The organism is Mesorhizobium sp. L103C105A0 (assembly GCF_000502215.1).
Taxonomy (GTDB): domain Bacteria; phylum Pseudomonadota; class Alphaproteobacteria; order Rhizobiales; family Rhizobiaceae; genus Mesorhizobium.
Window position 1 is genome coordinate 622898 of record NZ_AYXF01000003.1, and the last position, 25385, is coordinate 648282.

Below are 25385 nucleotides of genomic sequence, written 5' to 3' on the forward strand. Positions count from 1 at the left end.
GCCCGTCTACCTCTTCCGTTCCCATTCTGCGAACAAAAGATGACGACGTTGCGAAATCTGCCGTGATCACCTAACGGTTTGAGATAAAAGGTGAAATGTCAGTCTTGCGGCAAAATCATGGCAGCATCTGGCGCTGCCACATTTTTAGTCACTGCACGCTTGGACCGCCGGTATCCGGGAAGGCACGCCGTTCTTCGCCAGGAGCATGCCGAAGTAGAAAACGCGCGCCTCGAAAGGCGCGCGTCAATAACCTGAAGCCTTTGATTTTACGCGGGTATCTTGACGACCACCTCGGTCTTGTCGCCGGCTTTCGGCTGAAAACCGGAAGACTTTGTCTTGGTTCCATTGACTTCGAGCGAGATGGATTTGGCCTTTTTGTCGCGGATGACGCGAACCTTGATCTCCGACCCCAGCATCTTCAGCGTGGCAGAATAGCCGTCCCAATGGCTGGGCAGTTTCGGCCGGAACGTGATCTGCTTGCCCCGCCGCTCAATGCCCAGAATTCCTTCGACCGCAGCACGGTAGAGCCATCCCGCTGAGCCCGTATACCAGGTCCAGCCGCCGCGACCGCCCTTGTCCTCACCGGAATAGATGTCGGCGGCGACGACGTACGGCTCGACGCGATAATGCTCGGCCGATGCATCGTCGAGCGCATGGTTGACCGGGTTCAGCATCGAGAAGCAGCGATAGGCATCGTCGGAGCGGCCCATTTCGGCGAGCGCGATCACGAACCAGGTCGCCGCATGGGTGTACTGGCCGCCGTTCTCGCGCACGCCCGGCGGATAACTCTTGATGTAACCAGGGTCCTTTCTCGTGTTCTGGAAGGCCGGGGTAAACAGTTTGACGATCTTGAGCTTGTCGTCGACCAGCAGGTTCGTCGCCTGCTGCATCGCCGTGGTCGAGCGCGCGGGGTCGCCCTCGCCGGAGAGCACGCTCCACGACTGCGCGATGGAGTCGATCTTGCACTCGTCCGAATTGTGCGAGCCAAGCGGCGTGCCGTCATCGTAGCTGCCGCGGCGATACCACTGGCCGTCCCAGGCGGTGCTTTCCAGCGCCCGCTTCAGCACATCGGCGTGTTTTGTCCAGGCCTGCGCCCGCTTGGTGTCGCCCTGCCCCTTGGCCACGGTGGTAAAGTCGCCCAGCGTCTTCAAAAGGAACCAGCCGAGCCAGACACTCTCCCCCTTGCCGGCTTCGCCGACGCGGTTCATGCCGTCGTTCCAGTCGCCGCCGAGGATCAGCGGCAGCCCGGCCGGGCTGCTGCGCTTGATCGCAAGGTCGAGCGCGCGCGCGCAATGGTCGTAAAGCGAAGCGTTCGTCTTGGAGATTTCCGGCGTGAAGAAGGCGTCGTGCTCGCCCTCGCCCAACACCTGCCCGTCGATGAAAGGCAGCTGCTCCTTCAGGATCCCTGTATCGCCGGTCACCTCGATGTAGCGATTGGTGGCATGCGCCAGCCAGACCACATCGTCGGAGATCATGGTGCGCACGCCGGCGTCGGTGCGCGGCAACCACCAATGCTGGACGTCGCCTTCGGGGAACTGCCGGCGCGCCGCATTGAGGATCTGGTCGCGCGCCAGTTTCGGATCATGCGCAAGCAGGGCCAGCGTGTCCTGCAGCTGGTCGCGGAAGCCGAAGGCGCCGCTTGCCTGATAAAAGGCCGAGCGGGCGCGGATGCGGCAGGCCAGGCTCTGATAGGGCAGCCAGTGATTGACCATGGCGTCGAGCGCCTTGTCGGGCGTCTCGACCTGGATGGTGTCGAGGAAGCCGCGCCAGACGCGTTCATTATCGGCCAGCCGCTGGTCGAAATCCTTGCCCGAATGGGTCTGCACCAACGCGCTCGCTTCGGCTGATGTAGCGGCGTCGCCAAGCAGCCAGACCAGCGTGACGTCGCCGCCGGCAGGGATGTCGATGTCGCTGGCGACAGCTGCGCACGGATCGTCGCCGGCCTCGACGCGGCCCGACAGGCCGGCGCCGCTGACGACAGTGTGCGGGAAGGCGCTGGTGCCGTGCCTGCCGATGAACTCGCCACGATCGGCTGTCACCGAATGCACCGGACCGGTGGCGGCCAGGAAGGCCACCCGGTCGCCGAAATCGAGACCGTAGGGGTTTTGCGCCAGAAGCGCGCCGGTCGCTGGATCCCTGGACGGGATGATGGTCGCAGCAGTGCTCGAGCGATGGCTGCCGAGAACCCATTCGGCATAGGCATAGACGCGCAGCCGCGCCGGCCCCGAGCCTGAGTTCTGGATGCGCAGCCGCGTGATCTTCACTGGATCGACGGGATCGACGACGTGCGTCAGATCCATCGACAGCGGGCCGCGTTTGGACCGGAAGGTGGAGAAGCCCTGGCCGTGCCATGTCTCATAGGTCATCGAGGGATCGCGGACCACGGCAGCCAGCGGCGAGAATGCCTTGCCGCTGGCCTGATCGTAGATGTAGATGCCCTCGCCCGGCCGGTTGGTGACCGGATCATTCGACCATGGCGTCAGCTGGTAATCGCGGCTGTTGCGGCTCCAGGTGAAGGCAGCGCCTTCGGCCGAGACATGGAATCCGAACGAGGCGTTCGAGACGACGTTGATCCAGGGCTGCGGCGTCGAGCGCCGCCCGGCAAGGCGGGTGACATAGTGGCGGCCGTCGCCCTCGAAACCGCCAAAGCCGTTCCATTGGCTGAGGCCGCTGCCGTCGGCGCTGCTGTCGGACGCGGCATGGTATGCAGGCGCCGCCGGCACCGGCAGAGACGGCTCGCGCAGCGACGCGGGGGCCACCGGCTGCAGGGCATCGCGTGCTTGCAAGGCTGCCGCCTCGGCGCGTTCGATCTGGTCGAAGATGGTGCCGTTGCGGGTGTGCAGAACCACGCGGGCAACCGCCAGCAGCGTCTTGTACGTCGCCTCGTCCATCAGGTCGCGGCGCACGGCGAAGATGTGCTGGCGCGGCCCGAGTTCCTTGCCGCGCAGGCGGCTGTTTTCGCACAGCGTCTCGACCGCGCGCTGCAGGTCCTGGACATAGGACGATGCCTGCTCGTTGACGACCACGAAGTCGATCATCATGCCGCGGGCGCGCATATACTCCTGGAAGCGCAGCGCCTGGGCGACAATTTCGAGGTCGGCCACGTCGCCGATGCGGACCAGGAAGATCGGGAAATCGCCCGAAATGCTGGTCGGCCACAGGCTGGACTGCTTGCCCAGCCCCGAAGCGATGGATTCGCCGGGCAGGCGCAGGAACGGATCGGGATAGATCAGGAAACGCGCCAGCTTCTGCACATTGGCGGCGTCGGTCAGGCTGAGACCAAGATGGCGGGTCTGCACCTGCGAACGCGTCCAGGCAAGCATCGCCTGGCGGGCAAAACTTTCGGGATGGTCGAGCCTGGCGATGGCCTCGTCAAGTTCGGCGCGGTTGGCGCCGACGGCGGTCCAGAAGGTCAGCGATATCTTCTTGTTGGCCGGCACCCGCACCTGGCGGCGCAGGGCCGCTACCGGATCGAGGGTGAAGCCGTGGTGACCGCCAAGCTTGGCGCCGGGATCGAAGGCCGCCGCTTCCGCGATGGTACGGCCACGGCCGATGAAGGCACGGCGGTCGGTTTCGGCCTCGGCATCGCGCGCCGACCCGGACGGATCGGTGACGAAATGCACCATGGTGACGTCAGGCTCGTGCTTGTCGCGCTTGTGCCTGGTGGCAAAGATGGCACCGTTGTTGGCAGCGATCTCGGTCTCGATAAACATTTTCGAGAACGCAGGATGGGCATTGTCGGAGGCTTCGTTACCCAGCACCAGCTCGGCAAAGGAGGTCACCTCGATATGCCGGTCAGTGGCGCCGTCGTTGTAGAGCGTGACGCGCCGTCCCTCGCCATTGCCTTCCGAGATGACGATGCATTCGACCTCCGAACGCAGCGAGCCCACTGTTTTGACGAAGCTCGCCTTGTCGTCGGAAAACAGCGTCTGCACTCTCTCGCCGGTCGCCTGCTTCGGCTCTGCGGTGGCCGACCACCAGTCGCCGCTGCCGGCGTCGCGCAGGAAGATGTAGGAGCCGAGCCGGTCTTCGGTCGGATCGGGCTGCCAACGGGTGACGGCGAGTTCGCCCCAGCGGCTGTAACCGGAACCGGTGGCCGAGACCATGACGGAGTAGCGGCCATTGGACATGACGCTGGTGGCGCGCAACGCCCTCAGCGGGTCGAGGACGATGCGCGAATCCGGGCTCTCGACCTCGGTCTCGTCCTTCGAGCGCTCGTCGGCTTCGGTCCTGACCGTGGCGGTCGGGATGTCGCGCGGCGCCCTCTCCTGCAGCAGGAGTTCGGCAGACTCGATCACCGGATCGCTGTGGAAGCGGTCGCGCAGCCTGCCCTCGAAGATGGCGTCGGCAACGGCGGCGATCGACATGCCGGAGTGATGCGCCATGTAGTTCAGGACAACGGCATGGTCGGTGCCTTCCGGCACGCGCTGCGGCGTGAAGTCGACGGCGTCATAAAAGCCATGCCGGCCGAGAGCGCCGATGGAGCGCAGCCTGGCCAGATTCTGGACGGATTCGCGCGGTGTGAACTGCGCCGCGAGGATCGTGGCGTAAGGCGCGATCACCGTGTTCTGGCCAAGGCCGCGCTTGAGACCAAGTCCGGGCACGCCGAAATTGGTATACTGGTAGGTCAGTTCGCGGTCGCGGGCGTTGTAGGCCGCTTCCGAAATGCCCCAGGGCACGTTCTTCGAACGCGCGTACTGGATCTGGCGCTTGATGATCAGCTTGCTGGTCTGGTTGAGGATCGAGCCCTGCGGCTCCTTCATCACCAAAGGCGGCATCAGATACTCGAACATCGAGCCCGACCAGGACATCAGCGCACCCTGGAAGCCGATCTCGACGATCGGCCTTCCAAGCCGGAACCAATGCTCCGTCGGCAGGTCACCCTTGGCGATGGCGAACAGGCTGGTCAGCCGCGCCTCGGAGGCGAGCAGATCGTAGCAGCTCTCATCGAGCTGGTGCTCCTCGACCCGGTAGCCGATCGAGAGCAGTTTGCGCTCCTGACGCATCAGGAAAGAGAAATCCATCTCGAAGGCATAGCGGCGGCAGCGTTCGCGCAGCGCCAGCAGCTTGGCGCGCAAGGCTTCGACGGCGTTTTCGTCGCTGTGCGAGTCATGCACATGCGCCTCGCAGGTCGCTTCCAGCCGTGCCGCCCAGTCGGCGATAATGTCGCTGCGCTGCGATCCGGCCTCGGTGTGGATGGCGGTGGCGAGCTTGCGGATCTCACCGGCAAGCACGGCCAGGTTAATGGTGCGGATCGAGGCCATCTCCGGCTGCGCCTTGATGGTCATGACGGCGCGCCGCATGCCATCGAGGCGATCGGCCAGACGCTGGCGCAACGGCCGCAGTTGCCGGCGGTCGTCAGGCAATTCCTCGAGGCTCTCGTCGAGGATGCTCACCGTGTCGAGGACGCCTTCGAAATCGCCCTGCAGGTGAACGGACGGGGCTTCCGCCCATTCGGCGCAGGCAGCCGCCACCGCGACCAGATGTCCGGCGAGATTGCCGCTGTCGACGGCGGAGATGTAGAGCGGATAGAGCGGTTTGAGCGTCGTGGTGTCGTACCAGTTGAAGAGGTGGCCGCGGTTGCGCGGCATGCTCTCGATGGTCGTCATCGTGGCGTCGATCCGGGTGATGGCGTCGGAGAGCGCAATCCAGCCGAAATCGCGTGCCGACACCACCGACAGCAGGTAGACGCCGATATTGGTCGGCGACGTCCGCGGCGCCACAACCGGCGCCGGGCTTTCCTGGAAATTGTCGGGCGGCAGATTGTGGTGCTCGGCCGTGACGAAGGTTTCGAAATAATGCCAGGTGCGGCGCGCCACGGTGCGCAGCGCGTGGATGTCGGCCTGCGATATGCGCAGGCGGTCCTCGGTCTCGGCCGAGCGGCTGATCCAGCAGGCAACCGCCGGCGAACCGATCCAGAACAGAGCGAAGAAGAAGGCGACGAAGGCACCGGTGGAATCGGCCAGCACAGGGATAGCGAGACCGACGGCGCCGATGATCACGGCGCCATACATCATGCTGTAATAGGAGCCGATATCGTTGTCGCCGCCCTTGTGCGCCTGCGACGCGGTGCGCCATTCCAGCAGGTTCTGGCGGCTGACGAACAGGCGGTAGAGCGTGCGCACGATGGCGTCGCCCATCATCCAGGCATTGTGCGCCATCAACAGCACTTTCAGCGCCACAAGCGCCGTGCCGAAGACGGTGTCGTGCGCCAGTGCGGAGAAATGGCCGCGCGGCGTCTGGTCGCCGCTCTTGGGCAGGATCGCGTTGACGACATCGAAGGTCGGCGCCATGAACAGCGACAGGATCAGCAGCGCCTGCCACTGCGCGGCCTGTGTGAAGGGCAGCAGCGTCCAGCCGGCGATCGCCGCCATCACCCAGAAGATCGGGGTCAGCGAGCGGCGCAGATTGTCGACCATCTTCCAGCGCGACAGCGCCGGCACGCCGGAACGCGGCGAGAAGATGAAGCGCAGCAGCTGCCAGTCGCCGCGCGCCCAGCGGTGGTGGCGCGAGGCGTCGACCGAGTAGCGGGTAGGATAGTCCTCGACCAGTTCGACGTCGGTGACAAGTGCTGCGCGCGCCAACGCACCTTCGAGCAGATCGTGGCTGAGGACGGTGTTTTCCTCGATGCGGCCCTGCAGCGCCGCCTCGAAAGCGTCGACGTGATAAAGGCCCTTGCCGGTGAAGGAGCCGTCGCTGAAGACGTCCTGGTAGAGATCTGAGACGGCAAAGACGTAAGGATCGAGACCGCTGTTGGACGAGAAGACGCGCTGGAAGAAAGAAGCGTCGTCGCCGCTGGTGAGCGAGGCTGTGATGCGCGGCTGCAGAATGGTGTAGCCGGCGGTAACGACGCGCTTTGTCGCGTCGAAATGCGGGCGGTTGAGCGGATGGGCGAGCTTGCCGACCAGTGACGACACGGCGTCGCGCGTGGTGCGCGTGTCGGCGTCGAGCGTCATGACATAGACGACCTTTTCCGGCAGCGGCACGTCGAGCGGCAGGAAGGTGGTGTCGCTGTCGCCGCGCAAGAGAAGGTTCAGCTCATGCAGCTTGCCGCGCTTGCGCTCCCAGCCCATCCAGGCGCCCTGCGCCTGGTTGTAGAGCCGGCGGCGATGCAGGATATAGAAACGCGGCGCGCCTTCCGAGGGATAACGGGCATTGAGCCTGGCGATCTCGTCGCGCGCATATTGCAGGATCTCGATGTCGGCGGCGTCGATCTCGGTCTTGGAATCCGGCCAGTCGGACAGCAGCGCGAAATGGATTTCTTCGGCCGTGTTGGCGAGGTGATGCACCTCGATGTTGCGGATGTTTTCCTCGACATCATCGCGCGAGCCGATCAGCGACGGCACCACGACCAAGGTGCGTGATGCCGCCGGAATGCCGTGCTTGTAGTCATAGCCGACGAGCCGCGTCGGCTTCAGGAACAGTGAAACAACGGTGTTGAAGAAGGCGAGCGCGCCTTCGCTGGCAGGCACCGCAAACAGCGCCAGCATCAGCGTGATGGATTCCACCGACAGGCCGAGATGGGCAAGCGCATTGCCGGAGACAACCAGCAGTAGCACCGTCAGCAGGAAGACCGGCACAACGATGCCGAGCCAGCCCGTGGCGGTGAAGGCGCGCTTGAAGGTCACATGGAAGGGCGGCCGATAGCCGATCGCCTTTTCCAGATCCGGCCGGCGCGGGCCGACCAGGAAGAAGCCGACATCGGTATGCATGGCCGGATCGGCTGATGCATCCGGCACGCCGGAGGCATCGGTGACCCCGGGAACATGGCTGGCCAGATCGATGGCCTTTTCGGCGACACGGAATTCGGACAGGTCGGAGCGGCGCGCCAGTTGCTCGATCGACGTGCGGTACTGGTCGCGCGAAAAGAAATCGAGCGCGGCGAAATCGGTGCGCTCGCGCAACAGCGTGTCGATGCGGCTGACGCCCTCGAACCACACCGTCCAGTCGACGTCGTTGATGAGGCGCAGGCCGCGGATGATGTTGCCGGTGGTGACATTGCCGCTGGACAGCGTGCGATGCTCGGAAATGATGATTTCCTCGGCGTCGGAGCCGGTTTTCTCGAGCTCGACCTCCAGCCATTCCAGCGCCCTGCCGGCATTCTGCGAGCCGTCGCGCAGGCGGTAGAGCAACTGGGTGGCGAAGGTGGTGTCCTGCGCATGCGCGCCGTAGCCCGACAGGATCTTCCGGCGGTCTGCATTGTCGTCGGTCGCCAGCACGCGGTCGGCGACCTCGTTGGCGATATGGCGCATCTGCCTGGTGCGGTCGACGCGCACGGCGATGCGGCGCAGATTCTCGATCAAAACGAAGCGCAGCAGCGACGGCAGCGCCCACAATTCGCCGATCTTGAGCGGCTCGACCGACTGAAAACCCTCGACGATGGATTTGAACATGGTCGCCGAAACCGAACTGTCGGAATGGGCGACATAGCTCCAGGCCAGGGCCAGCGCGCGCGGCACCGCGGCGCGGTTGGCCACTTCCAGGGTCGGCAACTGCCGGTAGAAACGGCGCGGCAGGTCGCGCTTCACCTGAAAAATGGTCTCCTCGACGAGATAATTGTTGTCGAGCAGCCATTGCGCGGCAGGCGTGATGGTTTCGCCCTTGGCCTGGGCGGCATTGGTCGAGCGGTAGACTTCGAGGATTTTCTTGGCGCTGTCGCGGATGCGGGCCTGGAAATCGAACGGCGTCAGGCCGAACAGGTCCTTGATGTCGCCGTTGGCGAGGCTTTCGCCCAGCGCGCGCAGCCGCTCTTCGGGCAGGAAATTGGAGCGTATCGGCTCTTCGGTGATGACCGGGAAGCCGGCGCTGGACTTTTCGATTTGGGCAGGATTTGTCTGGATATTCATTGAAAATTCCGCATGGGGGACGCGATGCGGCGCCACCGCCACGGCAATGTCCCTAAAACCGATTCAAATGCAATTGGTTGCATGATTACACTGGCCGAAAGTTTTGCTTCGCACCACGCCAGAGGCGTTATCCCTTCGACATTTTAAGCGGGGCTTTCGACAACTCAAGGACGAGCACCCCTGCCCTCCGTCCGCCTTGGAACGACGGAAGGATTCGGGCTTTTTCGTGATCCAGACAACAGCTTACGCCAGATTTCTCCGGCGTGCGATCATGTTTGGCAACAGGCGTTAATCGTTGTGCTGGCGGTGCGGCTAGCCCAGGCTGGCTATCCGGATGACGAACACGGTCGTCGGCCGCACCGGTTCAAGCCGCAGTTTCGCGGCCTGCGGTCCGAGCAACAGCGTGTCGCGAGGTCCAAGGCGCGACGATGTCGCGCCGGTCACGCCGACCTCACCGTCGAACGGCAGGATCAGGGTCATAGCGCTGGTCGGCCGGATATCGGTCGGAACCGAAACCATCAGACGCTGGACCGAGTGCGTTGCCCGCCCGCGGCGGGTCATGACGTTGAGGTCGGTGATCGCACCGGAGATCAGCGCGGCCGTGGTCGGCACATCGGCCGGGAAGGACAGCGGGGCGGAAGCCGCCGTCACTTCGGCCGGCGGACGGCCGGCAATATCAAGCACGATACCCTCGCCTTCCAGCACGGCAAGCGTGCGGTCGACGCCGGCAAAGCCCGAGAACGGGCCGCTGCCCTCGACTCGCGCCATCGAAACGCGCCAGTCGAAATCGTCCAGCCCGACGCCGTCCGGCGAGACGGCGATCTCGGTGGTCGTGCCGCCGCCATTCTTCCACGGCATGACGCGGTAGTCGGCGGCCCGTAGGATGCGCATCATTTAAGCCAATCAGCCTAAAATACCGGGCAGATTGAGCTGGTGCTCCTTCGCGCACTCGATGGCGATGTCGTAGCCAGCATCGGCGTGGCGCATGACGCCGGTCGCCGGATCGTTCCACAACACGCGCTGCAGGCGCCTTGCGGCGTCCGGCGTGCCGTCGGCGACGATGACCATGCCGGCATGCTGCGAGAAGCCCATGCCGACGCCACCGCCATGATGCAGCGACACCCAGGTTGCGCCCGACGCGGTGTTGAGCAACGCATTGAGCAGCGGCCAGTCGGAGACGGCGTCGGAGCCGTCCTTCATCGCTTCCGTCTCGCGGTTGGGCGAAGCCACCGAGCCGGAATCGAGGTGGTCGCGGCCGATGACGACGGGCGCCTTGAGTTCGCCCCTGGCCACCATCTCGTTGAAGGCGAGGCCCAGCCTGTGGCGGTCGCCGAGGCCGACCCAGCAGATGCGCGCCGGCAGGCCCTGGAAGGCGATGCGCTCACGTGCCATGTCCAGCCAGTTGTGCAGATGGGTGTTGCCGGGGGTGAGTTCGCGCACCTTGGCGTCCGTCTTGTAGATATCCTCGGGATCGCCCGAAAGAGCAGCCCAGCGGAACGGGCCGATGCCACGGCAGAACAGCGGCCTTATATAGGCCGGCACGAAACCCGGGAAAGCAAAGGCGTTCTCGAAGCCTTCGTCCTTGGCGACCTGGCGGATGTTGTTGCCATAGTCGAGCGTCGGCACGCCGGCATTCCAGAACGCGACCATCGCCTCGACATGCTCGCGCATTGAGGCGCGGGCGGCCTTCTCGACAGCCTTGGGATCGGAGACGCGCTTCTCGCGCCACTCAGCCATCGTCCAGCCCTTGGGCAGATAGCCGTTAATCGGGTCATGCGCCGAGGTCTGGTCGGTGACCATGTCGGGGCGGATGCCCCGCTTGAACATTTCCGGCACGATGTCGGCCGCATTGCCGAGCAGGCCGACCGACTTCGCCTCGCCGGCCTTGGTCCAGCGCCCGATCATTTCCATCGCTTCATCGAGCGTCTCGGCCTTCTCGTCGACATAGCGGGTGCGCAGCCGGAAATCGATCGAGTCCGGATTGCATTCGATGGCGAGGCAGCAGGCGCCGGCCATGACGGCGGCAAGCGGCTGGGCGCCGCCCATGCCGCCGAGGCCGCCGGTCAGGATCCATTTGCCCGTAAGGTTGCCATTGTAGTGCTGGCGGCCGGCTTCGACGAAGGTCTCGTAAGTGCCCTGCACGATGCCTTGCGTGCCGATATAGATCCAGGAGCCGGCCGTCATCTGGCCGTACATCATCAGGCCTTTTTTATCGAGCTCGTTGAATTTATCCCAGGTCGCCCAATGCGGCACGATGTTGGAGTTGGCGATCAGCACGCGCGGCGCATCGGTGTGCGTCCGGAAGACGCCGACCGGCTTGCCGGACTGGACCAGCAGCGTCTCGTCTTCATTGAGGGTCTTCAACGAGGCGACGATGCTGTCGAAATCGTTCCAGGTGCGCGCGGCCCGGCCGATGCCGCCATAGACAACGAGCTCATTGGGGTTTTCGGCGACATCGGGATCGAGGTTGTTCATCAGCATGCGCAGCGGCGCTTCGGTCGTCCAGTATTTGGCGTTGAGCTTGTCGCCGCGGGGCGCGCGCACTTCGCGGATGTTGTGGCGAGGATTGTTCATCATTGTCCCTTTGGAGTAAGGCGGCGTCTCAGCGCCCGGCCCAGTCAATGGCGGATTGGAGGATTTTCGTCAGTGTGGCGCGCATCGGCGCGGCGAACTCGGCATCATAAGGCACCGGCCAATTGTCCGGTTCGCCCTTGCCCTCGGGCTCGCGCAAATAGCCGCGATCGGCAAGTTCCATCTGCAGCGCATGGTAGCCGCCTTGCGGATTGCCGAAATAGCGGGTGATCCAGCCACCCTTGAAACGGCCGTTGATGACATTGCTTTCACCGCTCTCGGCCATGATCTGGCCAACCAGCGCCTGCAGCGTAGGATCCGCGGTCTGGCCGTCATTGGTGCCGAGATTGAACACCGGCAGCGTGCCGTAGAACAGGCGCGGCAGCACCGACCGGATCGAGTGGCAATCGTAAATGACGACCTTCTCATGCAGGCCGCGCAGCCTGACGGACTGAGCCGCCAGCATTTCATGGTAGGGCACGAAATACGCTATGCGGCGTTGATCGATCTCCGACGGCGTCGGTTCCGCGCCGGGCAAATACAGCGGATCGCCGTCGAAGGTCTCGGTCGGGCATAGCGTCGTTGTCGTCTGCCCGGGATAGAGCGAGGCGCCGGAAGGATCGCGGTTGACGTCGATGACGGTGCGCGAGATCGACGTGTGCACGACAGTCGCGCCAAGGCCGGCGGCAAAATCGTAGAGATTGTCGATCCACCAGTCGCAATCGCGGCGGCCGAGCCAGGGCGAGACCAGCCGATTGTCGATGCCGGCGAGATCGATACCCGTGTGCGGGATGGACACCAACAGGGGTGCCGTGCCTTCCGTCACTGTCAGCCAGTCGGCCATGTCAGACTCCCGAAATCGAAGGCAGTGTCACCGCGCCGGCAGCCTTGATGGCAGCGCCGCTGCGCACCATGGCGATGGCCTTTTCCATATCGGGATGGAAATGTCGGTCGTTGTCGAGATGCGGCACTTCTGCGCGGACCAGTTTGCGCACGGCTTCAAGGGCCGCGCTCGACGCCAGCGGTGCATGGAAATCGCAGCCCTGCGCGGCGGCCAAGAGTTCGATGCCGATGACGGCTGTCGCATTCTCGACCATGCCGATCAGCCGGCGCGCGCCATGTGCGGCCATCGAGACGTGGTCTTCCTGGTTGGCCGAGGTCGGGATGGAATCGACGCTCGCGGGATAGGCCTTCTGCTTGTTTTCGGAAACGAGTGCCGCCGCCGTCACCTGCGGGATCATGAAGCCGGAGTTCAGGCCGGGCTTCGGCGTCAGGAATGCCGGCATGCCGGACAGCGCCGGGTCCACCAGCATGGCGATGCGGCGTTCCGACAGCGAGCCGATCTCGCAGACGGCGAGCGCGATCATGTCGGCGGCGAAAGCCACCGGCTCGGCGTGGAAATTGCCGCCTGAAAGCGCAGTATCGTCCTCGGCGAAGATCAGCGGATTGTCGGTGACGCCATTGGCCTCGGTGCCGAGCGTATCGGCAGCCTGGCGCAGCACGCTGAGTGCAGCACCCATCACCTGCGGCTGGCAGCGCAGGCAGTACGGATCCTGCACGCGCTCATCGCCGACGCGGTGCGATTCACGGATGGCGCTGCCGGACATCAGATTGCGCAGCGCTGCCGCCGTCTCGATCTGGCCCGGGTGTTTTCTGAGGAGATGGATGCGCGGATCGAAGGGTGCATCCGAGCCCTTGGCGGCGTCGGTCGACAGCGCCCCGGCGACCAGCGCCGACTGGTAAAGCACTTCGGCCTCGAAGAGAGCGGCCAACGCATAGGCGGTGGAGAACTGCGTGCCGTTGAGCAGCGCCAGGCCTTCCTTGGCGCCAAGCGTCACCGGCTCCAGGCCGTGCGAGACGAAAGCGACCTTGGCCGGGAAGCGGCCATGCGGTGTAAAGCATTCGCCGACGCCGATCATCACCGCCGTCATGTGCGACAGCGGCGCGAGATCTCCGGAGGCGCCGACCGAGCCCTGCGCCGGCACGACGGGGATGACGTCGTTGACCAGCATCGCTTCCAGCAATTCGATGGTTTGCGGCCGCACGCCCGACGCGCCCTGCGCCAGGCTGGCCAGCTTCAGCGCCATCATCAACCGAACCACAGCGACCGGCATCGGCTCGCCGACGCCGGCGGCATGCGACAAAACGATGTTGCGTTGCAGGGTTTCCAAATCGGCGGCCGGAATGCGGACGCTGGCCAGTTTGCCGAAGCCGGTGTTGATGCCATAGACCGGCTCACCCTTGGCGACAATACGGGCGACAGCCTCGGCGCTGGCCTTGATCTTCGGACGGCAGGCAGCGTCGAGCTTCGGCACGGCGCCACGATAGATGGTGCGCCAGTCGGCCAGCGATGCATTGCCGGGCTTCAGGTTAAGTTCGGTCATTGTCCTCTCCAGATGCGGGCATGGAGCGGGTTGAAGCCCATGCGGTAGACGAGTTCGGCCGGACGCTCGATGTCCCAGATCGCCAGGTCGGCGGATTTCCCTGCTTCAAGCGTGCCGGTCTGGCCGAGCAATCCCAGCGCACGGGCAGCCTCGCGAGTGGTGCCGGCCAGGCACTCCTCGACGGTCAGGTCGAAAAGCGTCGCGGCCATGTTCATGGTCAGAAGCAGCGAGGTCAGCGGCGACGTCCCGGGATTGTTGTCGGTGGCGACCGCCATCTTGACGCCGTGCTGGCGAAACAGGCCGATCGGCGGCTTCCTGGTTTCGCGGATGAAATAGTAGGCGCCGGGTAGGATCGTCGCCACGGTGCCGGCCTTGGCCATGGCTGCGGCACCTGCTTCATCGGTGTATTCGAGATGGTCTGCCGACAGCGCACCATAACGGGCGGCGAGTTCGGCGCCATGCAAATTGGACAGCTGGTCGGCATGGAGTTTGACCGGCAGGCCAAGCGCCTTGGCCTTGTCGAAGACGCGGGCAATCTGTTCCGGCGAAAAGGCAATGCCCTCGCAAAAGCCGTCTACGGCGTCAGCCAGGCCCTCGGCGGCGATTGCGGGGAGGATGGTGTTGGCGACGAGATCGACAAAAGCGTCCTTGTCGCCTTTTGCTTCCGGCGGCAGCGCATGCGCGCCGAGGAAGGTGGTGCGGACCGTGACCCGGCGTTGCTTGTCCAGTTGCCGCGCGGCGCGAAGCGACTTCCGTTCATTTCCGAGATCGAGCCCGTAACCCGACTTTACCTCTACCGTGGTGACGCCCTCGGCCATCAGCGCGTCAAGGCGCGGGAGAGTCTGCGCAACCAGTTCGTCTTCGCTCGCGGCACGCAGGGATTTGACCGAGGAGACGATGCCGCCGCCGGCACGGGCGACTTCCTCATAGCTGGCGCCGGCCAGCCGCATCTCGAACTCGTTGGCACGGTTGCCGGCATGGATGAGATGGGTGTGGCAGTCGATCAGGCCGGGCGTAATCCAGCGGCCTTCGCAATCGGTAGTCTCGCCGCCCTGAGCCAACGCTGACGGCATCTCGGCTTCCGGACCGGCATAGACGATGACGCCGTCACGGGCGATGATCGCGCCCTTGTCGACAATGCCCAGTCCGGCAACGCCTTCGGCCATGGTCGCCAGGCGCGCATTACGCCAAAGCTGAAGGCCCCCTGCCCGGCTTTTGTCTTGTGCCGCCATCATCTTTTTCCGTTGCTTGGATGGCGATTATGTATATACATATTGAAACGCGCTGCAAGTGCATTGTTGATGGAATGCGGAGAAAAACGTGACGGCGATCTTTGCGGAACAGGTGCTGCTGGCCGATGGCTGGCATGACAAGGTGCGGATCTCGCTGAGCGGCGGTCAGATCGCGAAGGTGGAGCCAGGTTCTTCACCGCGGAGCGGTGACGAACGCCACGCCATTCTGGTGCCCGGCATGCCGAACCTGCACAGCCACGCCTTCCAGCGCGGCATGGCCGGGCTTGCCGAACTGCGCGGTCCCTCCGCCGACAGCTTCTGGAGCTGGCGCGAGGTGATGTACCGCTTCGCGCTGTCGATGACGCCGGACCAGGTCGAGGCGGTCGCCGCCCAGCTTTATGTCGAAATGCTGGAGGCGGGATTCTCGCGCGTCGGCGAATTTCATTATCTCCACCACGATCGCGACGGAAAACCCTATGCCAACCTTGCCGAGATGGCCGAACGTATTGCCGCGGCCGCCGGCGAAACCGGGATCGGCCTGACGCTGCTGCCGGTGTTTTATGCCCATTCGTCCTTCAGCGGCGCTGCGCCCAACGAAGGCCAGCGGCGATTCATCAATAATGTGAATCGGTTCGAACGCTTGCTTGAGAAAAGCCGCGAATCGGTTCGTGCGTTGAATCAGGCTGTCGTTGGCGTCGCCCCGCACAGCCTGCGCGCCGCGACGCCGGAGGAACTCAGCGCTGTTGCCGCCATTGCGCCGGACGGACCGATCCACATCCACGTCGCCGAGCAGGTGAAGGAGGTCGAGGATTGCCTGGCGTGGTCGGGTGCGCGACCGGTCGAATGGCTGCTCGCCAATGCCGGGATCGACAAGCGTTGGTGCCTGATCCACGCCACCCACATGACCGAGGATGAGACAACCGGCATGGCCAGAAGCGGCGCCATTGCCGGGCTTTGCCCGATCACCGAGGCCAATCTCGGCGACGGCACCTTTTCAGCACCTCTGTTCATCGAACATGGCGGCCGCTTCGGCGTCGGCTCGGATTCCAACGTGCTGATCGGCCTGCCGGATGAATTGCGCCAGCTCGAATATTCGCAGCGCCTCGCACACCGCGCCCGCAATGTGCTGGCGGTGGCCGGCGGCTCGACCGGGCGGGCTCTGTTCGACGCGGCCCGCGATGGCGGCAGCACTGCACTCGGCGCCGGCCCGTCGCGGATCGCCGCCGGTGCCGCAGCCGATTTCGTCTCACTCGACGAAAACCATCCTTCGCTGGCCGGAAAAAGTGGCGATGCGATCCTCGACGCCTGGATCTTTGCCAATGGCGGCAAGGTCGATTGCGTCTGGGTGCACGGAAAAAAACAAGTCAGCGGCGGCCGGCATGCAGCGCGTGAGACGATCGCCGAGCGCTTTCGCCATGTGATGACGGCGCTTTCGGCATGAGCATATCAGAGACAGCGGCGGTGGAAGGCGGCGGTTCGCTGCACCAGCGCATCCTGTCCGACATCAGCGAGAAAATAATGTCCGGCGCCTGGGCGCCGGGTCACCGCATCCCGTTCGAGCACGAGTTGACGGCCGAATACAATTGCTCGCGCATGACAGTGAACAAGGCGCTGTCGCAACTGGCCAAGGCCGGGCTGATAGAGCGCCGCCGCCGTTCGGGCAGCTTTGTCCGCCAGCCGCAGTCGCAGGCCGCGGTGCTGGAAATCCACGACATCAGGATCGAGGTTGAGTCGCTTGGCCTAGCTTATCGTTACGAGCGCTTGGCGCGGCAGAAAAGGCGCAGCAGCGCCGAGGATCGCGCCTTGCTGGAACTGGACGCAGCCGGACAGGTGCTGGCGCTTGAATGCCGGCATTTCGCCGGCAAGCGGCCATTCGCGCACGAACAGCGGCTGATCAATCTCGCCGCCGTCGCGGAAGCCGCCGAGGAGGAGTTTCTCGACATCGCCCCCGGCCCTTGGCTGATCGGCCGCGTGCCATGGAGCGAGGCAGAGCACCGTATCCGCGCGGTCGCGGCCGACAGACATATTGCCGAAGCGCTCGACATCGCAACCGGCGCGCCCTGCCTGGTGGTCGAGCGCCGAACCTGGAGCGCCGAGCACCCGGTGACGCAGGTGAGGTTCACCTACGCCGCGGAGAGCCACACGTTGGTGGCGAGGTTCAAGCCTTCGCAGGGGTAGCTCCTTTACCCTCCCCCTTGTGGGGAGGGTCGCTGCGAAGCAGCGGGGTGGGGGTCGGCGCCAGCCCCCCGCCCGGACCTTCGGTCCGACCTCCCCACAAGGGGGAGGTAGAAGGCTGCACTTTAAATCGCCGCCGTAACGATAATCTCGACGGTGTATTCCGGCCCTGCAAGCTTGGCCTCACCCGTGGCGCGGGCGGGCGTGTTGCCTTGCGGGACCCACTTGTCCCATTCCTTGTTCATCTCGGCGAAGGTGCCCATATCGGCCAGCCAGATGATCGCCTGCAGGATCTTGGTCTTGTCGGTGCCGGCCTTGGCCAGCAGTTCGTCGATAGATGCGAGGATCGACCTGGTCTGTTCGCCAACGCTGGCGCCGGGCGTTCCGACCTGGCCGGCGAGATAGACGGTGTTGCCGTGGATGACGATCTGGCTCATGCGCGGGCCAACATCGATGCGACGAATGCTCATTGGATGGTTCCTTCGTTTGTCGGTGCGCCTGTTTAGAGTCGCTGCCGCCTCCGGGCAAGGTCAACAGCGCGAAACCTCTTGAGCCTGGGTTGGATCTTGGGCCGCAAATGTCTATCTGCGCCGAGGGATTTCTTTCCGGCGCGGATTGCCGACCTCGTGTGAGAGTGGCAAGACTTCGCGCCAAACCAGATTGCGAGGATGAGAGCCATGGAATATCGCGAAATCAGCGAGGACTATTCGGTCTCGGGCCAGATCCAGCCCGAAGATGCCGCCGCCATCAAGGAAGCCGGTTTCAAGAGCGTGATCTGCAACCGGCCGGATGACGAGCAGCCCGACCAGCCTTCGGCCGACAGCGTCAAGGCGGCGGTCGAAGCCGCGGGGCTGGCCTTCCGCTACATCCCGGTAATCAGCGGCCAGATCACAGCCGAGAACGTCGAAGATCAGGCCGAAGCGCTCGACGCGCTCGAAGGCCCGGTATTTGCTTATTGCCGCTCCGGCGCGCGCTGCACCAATCTCTACGGGCTGATTCAGCAGTCCAAGGGGTGAGCATCCTGAGGCGCTGGCGATCCCTCACACCCCCCTCTGTCCTGCCGGACATCTCCCCCGGGGGGAGATCGGATGTCGCCTTCGCTCTTCGCCAATCGCCGACGTTGCAGGATGAGCGCTATCGACAAAGCTGCTGATCTCCTCCTTGCGGGGGAGATGGCCGGCAGGCCAGAGAGGGGTGCTGTCCCGCAGACGTATCAACTGAAACTCTCTCAAACTAGATCGGCAGCGCGCCGGTCTCCTTCAGCGTCTCCAACACGATCGCCGTCTTCACATGCTGCACGGATTCGTGCGGCAGGAGCACACCGTTGACGAATTCCGACAATGATTTCAGATCGGGCGTCACCACCTTCAAGATATAATCCATCTCGCCGGTCAGCGCGTGCGCCTCCTGCACCTCCGGCAGCCGCGCCAGCAGCTCGCCGAAGCGCCTGGCATTGTCGCGGTTATGGGTGGCGAGCGTCACCGAGATGACGTTGACCAGCGAGAAGCCGAGCTTGTCGCGGTCGAGCACGGCGCGATAGCCCTTGATGTAGCCGTCTTCCTCCAGCCGCTGGCGGCGGCGTGAGCATTGCGATGCCGACAGGTTCACGCGCTCCGAGAGATCGTTGTTGGTGAGCCGCGCGTCGCCCTGCAAGAGAGCCATTATCTTGCGGTCAAATTGATCGATGCGCGCTTCATTCATCGATTCATCTCCAATCATGCATGAATTACGCACGAGATGATCATTTCAAGCGTTTGAATGCAAGCACCGTGCGGTCACTTCGCACTATCATGCGTCATCTCGTGGTCCGATGCGGCCACCATCCGTTTGGAGGAATGCCATGGGTCCCTTCCCGCACGACGCCCCGCCCGCAAAGATCAGCAAGGAAAACCCCGCCGGCACCGACGGTTTCGAGTTCGTCGAGTTCGCGCATGCGGAGCCGCAGAAGCTAGCAGAACTGTTCACCCGCATGGGCTATGTCGCGGTGGCCAAGCACCGCACGAAGGACATCACCGTCTGGCGCCAGGGCGATATCAACTATGTCGTCAATGCCGAACCGGGCTCGCATGCGATGAAGTTCGTCGACAAACACGGCCCTTGCGCCGCCTCGATGGCCTGGCGTGTTGTCGATGCCAAGCACGCATTCGAGCATGCGGTATCGAAAGGCGCCACGCCCTACGACGGCAACGACAAGGCGCTCGACGTGCCGGCCATTGTCGGCATTGGCGGCTCGCTGCTCTATTTCATCGAAGCCTATGGCAAGAAGGGCTCGGCCTATGATGCCGAGTTCGAGTGGCTGGGCGAACGCGACCCGCGGCCGCAAGGCGTCGGCTTCTATTTCCTCGACCACCTCACCCACAATGTCTATCGCGGCCAGATGGACAAATGGTGGGACTTTTATCGCGAGCTGTTCGGCTTCAAGCAGATCCATTTCTTCGACATCGACGGCAAGATCACCGGCCTGGTCAGCCGCGCCATCACCTCGCCCTGCGGCAAGATCCGCATTCCGCTAAATGAATCCAAGGACGACACCAGCCAGATCGCCGAATACCTGAAGAAGTACAATGGCGAAGGCATCCAGCATATCGCCGTCGGCACCGACGACATCTACGCCGCCACCGACAAGCTTGCCGACAACGGGCTGAAGTTCATGCCCGGTCCGCCGGAGACCTACTACGACATGTCGTACAACAGGGTGAACGGGCATGACGAGCCGATCGAGCGGATGAAGAAGCACGGCATCCTGATCGACGGCGAAGGCGTGGTCGACGGCGGCATGACCAAGATCCTGCTGCAGATATTCTCCAAAACCGTGATCGGCCCGATCTTCTTCGAATTCATCCAGAGGAAGGGCGACGAAGGTTTTGGCGAAGGCAATTTCCGCGCGCTGTTCGAGTCGATCGAGCAGGACCAGATCAAGCGCGGCGTGATCAAGGTCGATGGCAAGGCGGCGTGAACCGTGAACGTCTCCATAACCGAAGCAAAGGCCAAACTAACGGAACTCGTCGGCCGCGCGGAGGCCGGCGAGGAGATAGTCATCACTCATCACGGCAAGATCGCGGCGCGGCTCGTGCCACCAGTTCGAGAAGACTTGTTGTCGCGCATAGGTGCCCTGAAGGGCAAGATTTGGATTTCTGACGATTTCGACAAACTCGGCCCTGAATGGAACGAGTACACCAGATAAAGGTCAGAGGCCCAGCCGCACGACCTCTTCCCTCCTCACCTTCAAATCATAATCGAGCAAGAACTCGTCCAGTTGCGGCGGCGCGACCGAGCTGCCCGAGAGCATCGCGTGAACCTGGCCGCGATGGTGGATGTCGTGCAGGAAGACATGGGCGAGAATGTCGCCGATTTTTTCGCGGATCATGCCATCCTCGCGCCGGTCGGTGATGACCTGACGGTCGAGATCCGCCTCCGACAGCTTCTCGCAAAAGGCGATCAGGCGTCGATCTGCTGCGACCTGGGCGGCAAACAGCGCCTGCGGCACATCGAACGGCACGTAGTCGTCATAGGCGGCCGCACCGACGCCGCCTTCTTCGAGAAAATCGAGATAGAGATGATCGACCGCAAGGATGTGGTTGAGCGTTGCCTTGATCGACGGGAAGAAGCTGGTGCGTTCGGCTTCGAATTCGCCGGGCTTCAGCGCAAGCACAGCGCGGTAGAGCCGGTCATTCGACCAGAGATTGTTGCCGGCCATGCGGCTGAAGTGGGTGAGAATATCCATGTTATGCGCTTGGCCAACCGACCAAGTCCACCAACTTCAGAATGACGAGTATGGCAGCTATCCCCAGAAGACGAGCGTTCATACCGCGGCGCAGTTCTTGCGTTCCTGCATCGCTTGCGACTTCCCGGTTCAAAGCGACGTACACAAGCCTCGGCAGGCGCGCCTCGCTGCTGAAATTACGCAGCCTTTCAGACCGATCCTCGACCTGCCGGCAGAGCCGAATTGCGGAAATCAAAAGCCAGCCGGTTGCGACGCTGCAAAGCCCAAGAAACCAAAGATAAGAAGCGGTATAGGCCATCTGCCATTCACGCTCCCGTCGATCGCATCAGATACAAGCCTGCCGCCATCACCGCGAAGCCCGCGACAACGATCAGCAACAGGCGGTTCATGCGCCGCCGCATCGCCTGCGTCTCCTCGTCCCGCGCCACATTGGTGTTGGTGATGGTGTGGAACATCATCGCCTTGCGCGGGTAGCCACTGCGGTTGGTCAGATCGGGCGAGCGCGCCTCGATGCGGTAGCTCAGCCGGATCGCCTGGATGAAGACCACCAGAATGGCCAGCGCCCAGACGCCGGCCAGCAGGTAGAACGCCTCTCCCGTCACTATTGCCCCCTCTTATGCCTGGGACTTCTCGACCTTCTGCTCGATGGCGCCGAAGATCGAGTTTCCGCTTTTATTCTTCATCTCGATACGCACCGTATCGCCAAAGCGCAGGAACGGCGTCTTGGGCTCGCCAGACTCAATGGTCTCGATCATGCGCAGTTCAGCGATGCAGGAATAGCCGGCGCCGCCGGCCGCCACCGGTTTGCCCGGCCCGCCATCCAGCTTGTTGGAGACGGTGCCGGAACCGATGATGGTGCCGGCAACCAGCGGCCGTGTCTTTGCGGCATGGGCAATCAGCGCCGGGAAGTCGAAGGTCATGTCGACGCCGGCATTGGCACGGCCGAACGGCTTGCCGTTGACGTCGGCGAGCAGAGGCAGGTTGACCTTGCCGCCATCCCAGGCGTCGCCGAGTTCGTCCGGCGTCACCGCCACCGGCGAAAAAGCCGAGGACGGCTTCGACTGGAAGAAGCCAAACCCCTTGGCGAGCTCGGGTCCGGTGAGCGCGCGCAGCGTCACATCATTGACCAGCATGACCAGCCGGATGGCGGCGCGCGCCTGGTCGATACTGGCGCCCATCGGCACGTCGTCGACAATGACGGCGACCTCTGCCTCCATGTCGATGCCATAGGCTTCCCCGGCCATGCGGATCGGCTCACGCGGCGCGATGAAGGAATCCGAGCCGCCCTGATAGATCAGCGGATCGGTCCAGAAACTTGCCGGCATATCGGCCCCGCGCGCTTTGCGCACCAGTTCGACATGGTTCACATAGGCCGAACCGTCGGCCCATTGATAGGCGCGCGGCAGCGGCGAATGGGCGTCATGCTCATGGAAGCGCGCCGACGGCACCGCATTGTTTTCCAGCGATTCCGCGATGGTTGCCAGATGCGGCGAAACCCGCTGCCAGTCGTCGAGCGCGGCCTGCAGCGTTCGCGCCAGGAACGAGGCGTCGGTGAAGCGCGTCAGGTCGCGCGAGACGACGACAAGCTTTCCGTCGCGCGTCCCGTCCCTCAATGTGGCAAGCTTCATGCGGTTTCCTCTCCTGATGCGGCTTTGGCGCCGTCTAAGTTCACAACAAGGCCGTCGCGGGCAATCGTCAAGTCACCCGCCCACGATTTCCTGACGGCGGCCTCCCAGTCGGCCTCGCCGATCTCGGCATCGTCGGCCGGAATGAGGTGGTTGAGCACCAGCCTCTTCACCCCGGCATCGCTGGCGATGCGACCTGCCTGCTCGGCAAATGAGTGGCTGGCAAGCAGATGCTCTTTCAGCCGCGCGCCATTGCCGGTCCTGGCGACCAGCCCCTCGATGCCTTCTTGTAGCATGGCCTCATGGACGAGAATGTCGGCATTTCGGGCAAAGCCTGCGAGCGGCGGAAAGAAGGCTGTGTCGGCCGAGAACACGACGCTATTCGCACCATGCTCGAAGCGCAGCGCGAAACAGTCGGTCACCGGCGGATGGTCGACGCGCAGTGCCGAGACCTTCAGGCCGCCCTTCGAGAGAATCTCGCCCTCGCCGAATTCGACGATCGAAACCAGATCGCGAATGTCCGGCCTGCCCTCATCGACGATGCGAATTTCGATGTCGAACTCCATCGCCTGGCAGAAACGGCGCCAGTATTGGTCGGTGCCGGGCGGTCCGAACAGCGTCACCGGGCTGGCGAGCCCGGCGGTCCAGGCGGTGTGGAGCAACGGGCCCAGTTCCAGCACATGGTCGGAATGCAGATGGGTGATGAAGACCAGGTCGAGCGCCTTCAGGCTGACGGCGGAATCGACCAGACCGCGCGTGACGCCGAGCCCGCAATCGACGACAATGGTTCGCCCGCCCAGTTCCAGCAGCGACGAACTCGGCCACGGCCCGCCCGGCCGCAATGCCGGGCCGCCTTTCGAGCCGAGAAGCAGCAGCCGGTCGCTCATCGGGCTGATCTCAAGACCAGTCGCCCTCCACAGTGCCGTTGAAGCGCTTCTTCAGATCGGACCAGCAGTCGATGTAATTGTCCTGCCTTGTTTCAAGCTCGGCGCCGTAGCGGGTCAGCATTTGCGGGAATCGGGTCTCGAACATGAACGCCATCGTATTGTCGAGCTTGACCGGTTTCAGCTCGGAGCGCGAGGCCTTTTCGAAGCCAGGCGCGTCGGGGCCGTGGGCCAGCATCAGATTGTGCAGGCTGATGCCGCCCGGGACAAAACCTTCCTCCTTGGCGTCGTACTGGCCTTGGATCAGGCCCATGAACTCGCTCATGATGTTGCGGTGGTACCAGGGCGGCCGGAACGTATCTTCCGCCACCAGCCAGCGCGGCGGGAAGATGACGAAGTCGATGTTGGCGGTGCCTTCCTCGCCGCTCGGCGCCGTCAGCACGGTGAAGATCGACGGATCGGGATGGTCGAACAGGATGGCGCCGACCGGCGAAAACGTCGCCAGATCATATTTGTAGGGCGCATAGTTGCCGTGCCAGGCGACGACGTCGAGCGGCGAATGGCCGATCTCGGTGACGTTGAAATTGCCGCACCATTTCACCGTCAGCCGGCACGGCGTCTCCTTCTCCTCGAACCAGGCGCTGGGCGTCTTGAAGTCGCGTGGGTTGGCCAGGCAGTTGGCGCCAATCGGGCCGCGGTCGGGCAGCGTCAGCTTGGCGCCGTAATTCTCGCAGACATAGCCGCGCACTTCCTTGTCGGCGAGCTCGACCTTGAACACCAGACCGCGCGGCAGCACGGCGATCTCGCCGGGCCGAAGCTCGATGACGCCCATCTCGGTGACAAAGCGCAAGGCACCGACCTGGGGGACAATCAGTAACTCGCCGTCGGCGTTGAAGAAATGGTCGTCGACCATCGAGCGGTTGGCGACATAGACATGCGCCGCCATGCCGCTTTGGCCCAGCACGTCGCCGGCGGTGGTGATGGTGCGCATCCCTTGAATGAAATCGGTCGGCTCCTTCGGCATCGGCACCGGGTTCCAGCGGTACTGGCCGAGCGCCAGCTCGTGGTCGCCGACATTGGGAGCGGTCTTCCACAGGGGATAGCTCGCCGCCTTGAAGCGGCCGGTGTGTTTGACGCTCGGCCGGATGCGGTAGAGCCAGGAGCGCTCATTGGTGCCGCGCGGGGCGGTGAAGGGCGAGCCCGAGAGCTGCTCGGCATAAAGTCCGTAAGCCGGCCGCTGCGGGGAATTGCGCCCTTGCGGCAGCGAGCCGGGCAGCGTTTCGGTCTCAAAATCATTGCCGAAGCCCGGCATGTAGGAAAATTCCATCCGATCCTCCCTGATCCCGACCGCCGCGAAGCGCGGCCTGCCGGCGATGTTGACCAAACTGGTTTCATTTGTAACCATCGAAAATGTAACTATCAACGGCTGATGCCGCATCCACGGTGCGCATATGGAAACCCTCGAACTCGAAAATTTCCTGCCCTATCGGCTCTACCGGCTGGCCGACGCCGTCAGCCGCGAATTTTCAAAAATCTACCGCGACCGCCACGGCCTGACGCGGCCGGAATGGCGCACGCTGTCAGGGCTCGGACAGCGCGGCACCATGACGGCGACAGCGCTTGGCGAGCAGTCGGCCATGCACAAGACAAAGGTGTCGCGCGCGGTGGGGGAACTGGAGCGAAGGCGCTGGCTGGTACGCACAACTGACGAGAATGATCGGCGCGTGGAGCATCTGGCGCTGACAAAGGCGGGGCTGGCGGCCTATGGCGAAATGGTGCCGCTGGCGAAGGCGTTTGAACGGGAGTTGCTGGAGAGGCTGAGCACAGAGGAGCGGACAGCGATTGTGAGCGGCGTGGCGGCGCTGGAGGGAGCGTTGGGTGAATAAAGAATCTGCTCCGCCGTGATCCTTCACACCCCCCTCTGTCCTGCCGGACATCTCCCCC

20 protein-coding genes are annotated in these 25385 nt (G+C 63.7%); 6 read left to right on the plus strand and 14 right to left on the minus strand.

Features of this window, described 5'->3' with window-relative positions; translation table 11 throughout:
* Positions 1-266 precede the first annotated feature (266 nt).
* From X727_RS151135 to hutI, 6 genes are all read right to left on the minus strand, one after another.
* Positions 267-8846: a glucoamylase family protein gene (locus X727_RS151135; protein ID WP_023834282.1), complete on the minus strand. Its 8580-nt coding sequence runs from the start codon at positions 8844-8846 to the stop codon at positions 267-269.
* Between the two features lie 312 nt (positions 8847-9158).
* Positions 9159-9737 (minus strand): HutD family protein, encoded by a 579-nt coding sequence (locus X727_RS151130; RefSeq protein ID WP_023739269.1) that lies wholly within the window; start codon positions 9735-9737, stop codon positions 9159-9161.
* A gap of 12 nt (positions 9738-9749) precedes the next feature.
* Positions 9750-11423 carry a urocanate hydratase gene (hutU, locus tag X727_RS151125; RefSeq protein WP_196814993.1) on the minus strand — a complete coding sequence of 558 codons (1674 nt, stop codon included), beginning with the start codon at positions 11421-11423 and terminating at the stop codon, positions 9750-9752.
* Positions 11424-11448: 25 nt separating this feature from the next.
* On the minus strand, positions 11449-12261 hold the full coding sequence (gene hutG / locus X727_RS151120) for an N-formylglutamate deformylase (protein ID WP_023739267.1): 813 nt from the start codon (positions 12259-12261) through the stop codon (positions 11449-11451).
* Between the two features lies 1 nt (position 12262).
* The gene (gene hutH / locus X727_RS151115) at positions 12263-13801 is read right to left on the minus strand and encodes a histidine ammonia-lyase (RefSeq protein WP_023739266.1); all 1539 of its coding nucleotides are present in this window, start codon (positions 13799-13801) and stop codon (positions 12263-12265) included.
* The gene (hutI, locus tag X727_RS151110; protein ID WP_023834283.1) at positions 13798-15033 is read right to left on the minus strand and encodes an imidazolonepropionase; all 1236 of its coding nucleotides are present in this window, start codon (positions 15031-15033) and stop codon (positions 13798-13800) included. The genes hutH and hutI overlap by 4 nt, the downstream gene beginning before the upstream one ends.
* A gap of 88 nt (positions 15034-15121) precedes the next feature.
* On the opposite strand from hutI, the gene X727_RS151105 reads away from it, so the two are divergent.
* On the plus strand, positions 15122-16474 hold the full coding sequence (locus X727_RS151105; protein ID WP_023734214.1) for a formimidoylglutamate deiminase: 1353 nt from the start codon (positions 15122-15124) through the stop codon (positions 16472-16474).
* Positions 16471-17211 carry a histidine utilization repressor gene (hutC, locus tag X727_RS151100; protein WP_023743657.1) on the plus strand — a complete coding sequence of 247 codons (741 nt, stop codon included), beginning with the start codon at positions 16471-16473 and terminating at the stop codon, positions 17209-17211. Before X727_RS151105 ends, hutC begins: the two co-directional genes overlap by 4 nt.
* 122 nt (positions 17212-17333) lie before the next feature.
* Here the strand turns inward: hutC and X727_RS151095 are convergent, their stop codons facing one another.
* On the minus strand, positions 17334-17678 hold the full coding sequence (locus X727_RS151095) for a RidA family protein (protein ID WP_023672906.1): 345 nt from the start codon (positions 17676-17678) through the stop codon (positions 17334-17336).
* A 207-nt stretch (positions 17679-17885) separates the two neighbouring features.
* On the opposite strand from X727_RS151095, the gene X727_RS151090 reads away from it, so the two are divergent.
* The gene (locus tag X727_RS151090) at positions 17886-18224 is read left to right on the plus strand and encodes a TIGR01244 family sulfur transferase (RefSeq protein ID WP_023672907.1); all 339 of its coding nucleotides are present in this window, start codon (positions 17886-17888) and stop codon (positions 18222-18224) included.
* A 217-nt stretch (positions 18225-18441) separates the two neighbouring features.
* Here the strand turns inward: X727_RS151090 and X727_RS151085 are convergent, their stop codons facing one another.
* Positions 18442-18909 (minus strand): Lrp/AsnC family transcriptional regulator, encoded by a 468-nt coding sequence (locus X727_RS151085; RefSeq protein WP_023734215.1) that lies wholly within the window; start codon positions 18907-18909, stop codon positions 18442-18444.
* 139 nt (positions 18910-19048) lie between these two features.
* Between X727_RS151085 and hppD the strand changes: the two genes are divergently transcribed.
* Together hppD and X727_RS151075 are read left to right on the plus strand one after the other, a co-directional pair.
* On the plus strand, positions 19049-20164 hold the full coding sequence (gene hppD, locus X727_RS151080) for a 4-hydroxyphenylpyruvate dioxygenase (protein WP_023694412.1): 1116 nt from the start codon (positions 19049-19051) through the stop codon (positions 20162-20164).
* A gap of 3 nt (positions 20165-20167) precedes the next feature.
* Positions 20168-20392: a type II toxin-antitoxin system prevent-host-death family antitoxin gene (locus X727_RS151075; protein WP_023743658.1), complete on the plus strand. Its 225-nt coding sequence runs from the start codon at positions 20168-20170 to the stop codon at positions 20390-20392.
* Between the two features lie 3 nt (positions 20393-20395).
* Here the strand turns inward: X727_RS151075 and X727_RS151070 are convergent, their stop codons facing one another.
* The 6 genes from X727_RS151070 to hmgA are packed head-to-tail and all read right to left on the minus strand — an operon-like array spanning position 20396 to position 24768.
* Positions 20396-20932, minus strand: a complete 537-nt coding sequence (locus tag X727_RS151070; RefSeq protein WP_023743659.1) for a DinB family protein — start codon at positions 20930-20932, stop codon at positions 20396-20398.
* A 1-nt stretch (position 20933) separates the two neighbouring features.
* Positions 20934-21230 (minus strand): hypothetical protein, encoded by a 297-nt coding sequence (locus tag X727_RS151065; protein WP_023743660.1) that lies wholly within the window; start codon positions 21228-21230, stop codon positions 20934-20936.
* 7 nt (positions 21231-21237) lie between these two features.
* The gene (locus X727_RS151060) at positions 21238-21534 is read right to left on the minus strand and encodes a hypothetical protein (RefSeq protein WP_023743661.1); all 297 of its coding nucleotides are present in this window, start codon (positions 21532-21534) and stop codon (positions 21238-21240) included.
* 12 nt (positions 21535-21546) lie between these two features.
* Positions 21547-22560, minus strand: a complete 1014-nt coding sequence (locus X727_RS151055) for a fumarylacetoacetate hydrolase family protein (RefSeq protein WP_023743662.1) — start codon at positions 22558-22560, stop codon at positions 21547-21549.
* Positions 22557-23444 (minus strand): MBL fold metallo-hydrolase, encoded by an 888-nt coding sequence (locus tag X727_RS151050; protein WP_023743663.1) that lies wholly within the window; start codon positions 23442-23444, stop codon positions 22557-22559. The genes X727_RS151055 and X727_RS151050 overlap by 4 nt, the downstream gene beginning before the upstream one ends.
* Before the next feature lie 10 nt (positions 23445-23454).
* A complete protein-coding gene (gene hmgA / locus X727_RS151045) occupies positions 23455-24768 on the minus strand; it encodes a homogentisate 1,2-dioxygenase (RefSeq protein WP_023730502.1) in 1314 nt (437 codons plus the stop codon).
* A 124-nt stretch (positions 24769-24892) separates the two neighbouring features.
* Here hmgA and X727_RS151040 point away from each other — a divergent pair, with 124 nt between their 5' ends.
* Entirely contained in the window at positions 24893-25327 is a 435-nt protein-coding gene (locus tag X727_RS151040; RefSeq protein WP_023834284.1) for a MarR family transcriptional regulator, read from the plus strand.
* Positions 25328-25385 lie beyond the last annotated feature (58 nt).